Raw genomic sequence first — 5,961 nt, 5'->3', positions numbered from 1 at the left:
GGAAAGCAATAAAATAATACCAGAACTAGTAAACTACCAGTCCTGGTATTAGGTCCAACTTTATGGGGTCACCACATCCTTCTCTTCTAATTTATTTTACAGAAATAGTAACTGTCCTTGCCTCATTATCCCATTCAATGTCATTGTCTTTTCCGTCCTCTGTGTTTCCATTATTAAGTCCAAAAACTTTTGCCACATTGACAAGGGACACAAAAATTCTATCTTTAATGTTTAAAGGTTTTGCTTCCATTTCAATAACTTTTCCATTGGAAAGAATAATTTTATTGTTGTCGATTTGAATTGAGGCAGTAAGTCCATCTCTAGTGAAGGAAGCTGTTCTCGTAAACTTGTCCCAGACAACTTCTGCCCCCAGAACTTCTGCCACTCGCCTTAGTGGAAGCATAGTCCTTCCCTCATAAATTACAGGACTTATGTCCATCTTAACTTTTGTTGAAATTCCGTCCCTTATAATTTCGTATTCAAATTCATTGATGTGAAATACATAGGAAATTTTTTCTGTAGCTTTCTTTTCTTCCTCAAATTTTATTGAAGGGCTGGCAAATACTTTTAAAGTTTCTCTTTCGTAATCTCTATTGTTTAGGCGAGGGAAATAATTGTAGTAGTTTGGATAATAATAATTGTCCCAATTTTCTTTCTTGTCTTTATTGTCTTTGTTATCTTTGTCTTTGTCCTTATCATTTTCGCTATTTCCCTTTGGCTCTTCTGTCAAATAATTTGCTAGGCTCAAAATATTTTTAGAATCATCCTCATAAATAAGGGTAAGATTTCCGCCTTGGTCCACTATTACATCCTTAGCCTTAGGATTTGCTAGCTTAAATTTTCTTACAATTTCATAAATTTCTCCTTGGCTAAGCTTGTTTTTATCCTTTACTTTTAAATCTTTAGGAATTACTGGTGGATATTTTTCGGAGTCGTTCTTTTCTGGGATAACTTCATTAACTTTTACCTTAACTTCTACCTCTTTACTTGAAGTGTCCTTAAAAGTCAAAGTAAGGCTTGCAGTTTTTTCTCCAACTTCACTTGTGTCGGCATTTTCTTTTATGTCAACCTTAACTTCTTGAGGAAGATTTGTAATTCCATCTTTTAATTTTTTCACCGTCAAGACTTCATCTTTATTTGCCTCAATAGTTTTTGTCTCTGCCTCATAAGTCTCTGCTTGTGATTTTAAAACTTCTACAGGGACGACAACTATTCTTGATGAGCCCTCTTTAAAGGTAACTTTTACTTTTGCAGAGTATTCCCCTGGCTTTTTTGTATCAATTTTCGGATTTGTAATATCTTCTACCACTGCGCCCTCAGGCAAATTTTTAATATTGTCACTTAAATCGATATTGCCATTATAAGGAACCTCTTCTTTTACAATATTTCTAGCATCAATTTCTGGAATAGGACTTATTATTCCTCCCCCAATAACTTCTTTAACTCTTACCTTAATCGATACTTCTTTACTTGAAGTGTCCTTGAAAGTCAAAATAAGCCTTGCAGTCTTTACTCCAACTTCACTTGTGTCGGCATTTTCTTTTATAGCAACATTAACTTCTGGAGAAAGATTTGTAATGCCCTTTTTTAACTTTTCCAGAGTCAAGACTTCATCTTTATTAACTTCAATAGTTTTAGTCTCTGCCACATAAGTTTCTGCTTGTGATTTTGCTACAGTGACTTTTACAGTGACTTCATCTGTGGATCCATCGGGATATTTTACTTTAACCTTAATTTCATGCCTGCCAGAAGTCCTTCCATCCGGCAAATTTTGTCCCTCTTTTATAGATTTAACTGGTTGGTTTGTTGAATCTTTAGGATAATCTGTTGAAACACTTTCTAAAATTTCATCTTCTGTCGTGCCAAGCCCAAAGGATTTTTCTATATCTTTTGCGCTTAGCTTATACTTATCTTTTTCTTCAACTACTCTTGCAGTAAAGGTCATGTCACTTTTTATTTGAATATCTTTTATATTATCAACTCTTTTATCACCAATAAACCAGGCAGCTTCCTTTGTTTCGTCTTCTGCCTTTGGAGTTGGCAAGTTATCGCCTATTACCTCTAATGTTGAACCATCGAAAATCGCATAAGATTTATTATATTTACTTTTAGAATTTCCTATCGGTGCATTTGCAATACCTTTACTAGCCTTTAAAGTTACAATAAAAATATCTTTTGGTAAATTTTTGCTCTTATCTAGTATGTTTACTGCATCTTCTCCATTCTTTATAAGTTTTGGTTTATATATATGATCTTTATTAAGTAAGTCATAATTATCATTTAAAATATTAAATGAAGAAGTGTCATACCAATACCAAAATTTATAACCTTTAGGAAGATTTAAATCAGGCTTTAAAAGTCCTAGGCTCCTATTTTGTACATCATTCCTTACATAAAAGGTCATTTCATTAAAATTATAAAAATCTGTAGCGAAATATTTTTTTTGAAAGTCAGTAGCTAAAATTTTTCCTTTTCCCTTTACATCAAAAATTCCACATTTATAATCATAATATGGATTAACAGAATACCCATCAGAATCTCTCACATCAGTGAGTTGACCTCTCATAAAAATATATGGCAAACTTTGAAATTTTGCTTTAAATAACATTGGCCTGTTCATGTCATACTTTATTCCAATAACATCCTTAATTACACCTATTTCTTTATCCTCAAATAATGCTTTGCTATAAGGATTAACCAGATCTCCGAAATAAGCCCAACCTAGAAATTTATGGTCTTCTTTTTTCTTTTCATCTGTCTCATTATTCTCAGCAATTAATTCTGCAAATACTTTTTTACCATCTTCTTCATAGTCCAACATTTCTGACCACTTTGCAGTCTTTAAGGCGTAATAGGCTTTAGCTTTAACATTTTTCCCACTAACCACCTCATCTTTTAAGGTAATTTCGTCGCCCTTTTCATTTTTTATAGTTCCATAATTTTGAACATTGCCTGATAAATTTGTCTTTGCTACAAAAAGTATTTTCACATACTTATCTTTAAGGCTGCCTTCTGGCTCTGTCTCAGTTACTATAGGAAGATCTCTATTCTCTGTCGAGTTTTCATCCTTTGCATTAGGTCCCGATTCTTTGGCAAAAACAGGATTAAAGCCACTAAAAAATAAAGTTACGATTAAGAATAATGAAAACAATTTCCCTTTCATTTTGTCCTCCTAGTTTTTTAATAATGTCCACTGGTTTTTTTTATAATGTCCACTGGTTTTTTTTACAAAAATATAAATAAAATTTAATAAAATATCTTTGATTTAATTATAGCAAAAGTAATCTCTCACTTCTATATGATGAAGAAGTAAAATTTAATAAAATTTTTGCAAAAAATAAAAACCCGGGGGAAACCCGAGTTTTAATTTAATAATTCTTTGGCTATAATATTAACTTGTTTGCCATCTGCTTTGCCCTTAATTAAAGGCATAACATTTTTCATTAATTTTCCAATATCCTTCATTGATGTTATTTCATTTTCGTCAATTACTTTTTTTATAATTTCTTTTAATTCTTCATCTGATAATTGCTCAGGTAAGTATTTAAGAAGTATTTCAATTTCAGCATTAGTTTGGTCAACTAAGTCTTGTCTATTGCCCTTCTTAAATTCTTCAATTGACGATTTTTTCTCTTTAAGCTGTTTAGAAATGATGTTTTCAATATCAGCATCATCAAGCTCTACTCGTTCATCTACTTCTTTTTGTTTAATAGCTGCACGAACCATGGTGATAACATCTTTTCGAAGTTTATCTTTATTTTTCATAGCATCTTTTAAGTCAGCCATGAGTCTCTCTTTTAGAGACATAAGAACACCCTCTTTAATATCTGTGTTTTTTTCTGCGTGCCTCTTCGGATTTTTTCTTCCTTCTAACACTTGGTTTTTCGTAGTGTTCTCTCTTTCTTACTTCTTTGAGAACTCCACTAGTGGCACATTGTCTTTTGAATCTTTTAAGAGCATTGTCTAAAGATTCGTTTTCACCAACCCTGATTTCGGACATTTTTTAACCTCCTCTCGTAGAAAAGAGTAGCCTTACGGCCAATGTAGGTTTATTATACTCTATAAATCCCAAAACTTCAATAATATTTTTACTTTTTAGGATTTTTATCTTTATTGACAAGATAAGTTATGCCTACTACAGATACGGAGATCAATATTTTTATGACTAACATGACCATAAACTGCCATGAAAGAGGGTTTAGGATTACATCGCCCAATAAGGTATTTGTAATTACACCAATAGATGCCCCTAATAGTGATGAAGTTATGTACTTTAGATAATTTGTCTTGCAGGCACCAAAATAAAAGCTTAGGACATCACAGGGAAACCATCCAATAAGTCTAATTATAAAGCTTGCCAAAAATTCATTTCTCTCTTGCATCTCAATTACTTTTTCTATCTTAGGATACTTCTTTTTGATGTAATGAATTTCTTCTGTGCCAGACCACCTTCCAAGGATGAAGGGTATAGTTAGAGTCACTGCAAGTCCAAGATAGCTCACTGCAACTGCCTTAAGTGGATCGAATAAGATTCCACTGGCAACATAAAGTGATGGAAGTGGAATAATAATAGTCAAACTTTTTACTGCAAAGAGACTTATTAAGGTTATAATGGATTTTTTTGGATTGCCAGCAGCTTTTTCTGTAAGGGAATCTATACTCACATTGCCACTTCTTGTAATAATCAAAACTATTAAAATAGAGACAAAGGAAATCAGTGCAACTATTTGAATTTTTTTAAATCTATTTTTTACAGCCTTGTCATTTTCGTCTAAATTTTTATTGCTATCCCTAAAATTTTCTCTCTCTGATTTTATTTTTTCCTTTAAAGCTTTCATTTTCATAATAAATCATTCTTTTCTAATATTTTCTAAAGTGAGGATGTTTTTTGCATCCTTTCTTCCCAATTCATACAAGTTTTCTAATTGGTCGTGGTCTTGGGTAAGAGTTTTTAAATTTCCTATATAGCTTGGCGCAACTATTATGACTTTATTTTCCTTTTCAAGCTCCATGGCTTCTCTCAAGCTTTCGTTGTAGACTAGAGATCTCTTTGCAAAGGCCTTGGCTGCTTTTGGATAAGTTCTCCTCAAGAGTCTGACAAATTTTTTGTCCTTTCTCCCTTCTCTAAAATAATCTCTTGGTCTTGTTAAAACTATTATCACCTTGTCACAACCTGCTTCAAAAGCTCTCTTAAAGGGAATAGGATCGCTTAAGCCGCCATCGAAGTAGGGCACGCCCTTTATCTTATAGGGTTGGTTCAAAACTGGAACGCAACAAGAAGCCTTTATTGGGTCATAATTATCTATTACGAGATCAGATTTCTTAAAATATTTTGCCTTTCCCGTCCTTGCATCTGTCGCAACTATTTCAAAGTCCATGGGATTATTTTTCAGTGCCTTATAGTCAAGAGGATACTCGCCCTTGGAAGAACTTAAATCAGAATAAATATAATCTAGGTCAATGTAAGAGCCAGTCTTTAAATAATTTTTAAAGCTCATGTATTCCTTCCTAAAGGCATATTTGTTGTAGAATACAAAATTTCTCCTAGGTTGGTTTGCCAAAAAAGAGGCACCATTAGCAGCCCCAGCTGAAACTCCAATAAAGTAGTCTCCACTAATATTTTCTTCCATTAAGTAATCAAAAACTCCTGCACCATAAATGCCACGAGTTCCACCACCAACATCTACAAAACCTAACTTCATAACTCATCTTCTTTCATATATAAAATCATAGTATGTCCATATTAATTATAGTATATATGAATTTTTTATAATTTCCTATGGACAAAATCGTCAAAGTGTTACATTTAATTTAATATTTTTTTGAAAAATTTTACAAAATTTCCTATAAAATATTTTTATAAATTCCAAAATTTCGAAAAAAATAGGCTCTATGTCAAATATTGGGGAGACTCGTTAACTCGAGTCTCTCTTTTCATTTAAAAATCAATACTTAGACGCT

5 protein-coding genes are annotated in these 5,961 nt (G+C 32.5%); all 5 read right to left on the bottom strand.

The annotated features are described in order from the left end of the window. Positions 1 to 91: 91 nt before the first annotated feature. Positions 92 to 3,163, bottom strand: a complete 3,072-nt coding sequence (locus WMO19_RS09405) for a Rib/alpha-like domain-containing protein (RefSeq protein WP_349171593.1) — start codon at positions 3,161 to 3,163, stop codon at positions 92 to 94. 200 nt (positions 3,164 to 3,363) lie between these two features. After that, a complete protein-coding gene (locus WMO19_RS09400; RefSeq protein ID WP_019124746.1) occupies positions 3,364 to 3,807 on the bottom strand; it encodes a GatB/YqeY domain-containing protein in 444 nt (147 codons plus the stop codon). Between the two features lie 13 nt (positions 3,808 to 3,820). Continuing rightward, positions 3,821 to 4,000, bottom strand: coding sequence for a 30S ribosomal protein S21 (rpsU, locus tag WMO19_RS09395; RefSeq protein ID WP_005957648.1), 180 nt, complete (start codon positions 3,998 to 4,000; stop codon positions 3,821 to 3,823). Between the two features lie 88 nt (positions 4,001 to 4,088). After that, positions 4,089 to 4,838: a TVP38/TMEM64 family protein gene (locus WMO19_RS09390; protein ID WP_349171591.1), complete on the bottom strand. Its 750-nt coding sequence runs from the start codon at positions 4,836 to 4,838 to the stop codon at positions 4,089 to 4,091. Positions 4,839 to 4,850: 12 nt separating this feature from the next. Further along, a complete protein-coding gene (locus WMO19_RS09385) occupies positions 4,851 to 5,702 on the bottom strand; it encodes a patatin-like phospholipase family protein (protein WP_349171590.1) in 852 nt (283 codons plus the stop codon). Positions 5,703 to 5,961: the final 259 nt, after the last annotated feature.

Origin of the sequence: Peptoniphilus hominis (ex Hitch et al. 2025), from assembly GCF_040096015.1 — a bacterium.
GTDB classification, from domain to species: domain Bacteria; phylum Bacillota; class Clostridia; order Tissierellales; family Peptoniphilaceae; genus Peptoniphilus_A; species Peptoniphilus_A hominis.
Note: the sequence above shows the minus strand (reverse complement) of the source record. Positions and strands in the feature narration are given on the sequence as shown.

What these genes read in the sequence shown, in the direction of transcription:
- WMO19_RS09400 (WP_019124746.1), bottom strand. Translation starts at nt 3,807, where the DNA reads ATGTCTCTAAAAGAGAGACTCATGGCTGACTTAAAAGATGCTATGAAA.
- rpsU (WP_005957648.1), bottom strand. Translation starts at nt 4,000, where the DNA reads ATGTCCGAAATCAGGGTTGGTGAAAACGAATCTTTAGACAATGCTCTT.
- WMO19_RS09385 (WP_349171590.1), bottom strand. Translation starts at nt 5,702, where the DNA reads ATGAAGTTAGGTTTTGTAGATGTTGGTGGTGGAACTCGTGGCATTTAT.
- WMO19_RS09405 (WP_349171593.1), bottom strand. Translation starts at nt 3,163, where the DNA reads ATGAAAGGGAAATTGTTTTCATTATTCTTAATCGTAACTTTATTTTTT.
- WMO19_RS09390 (WP_349171591.1), bottom strand. Translation starts at nt 4,838, where the DNA reads ATGAAAGCTTTAAAGGAAAAAATAAAATCAGAGAGAGAAAATTTTAGG.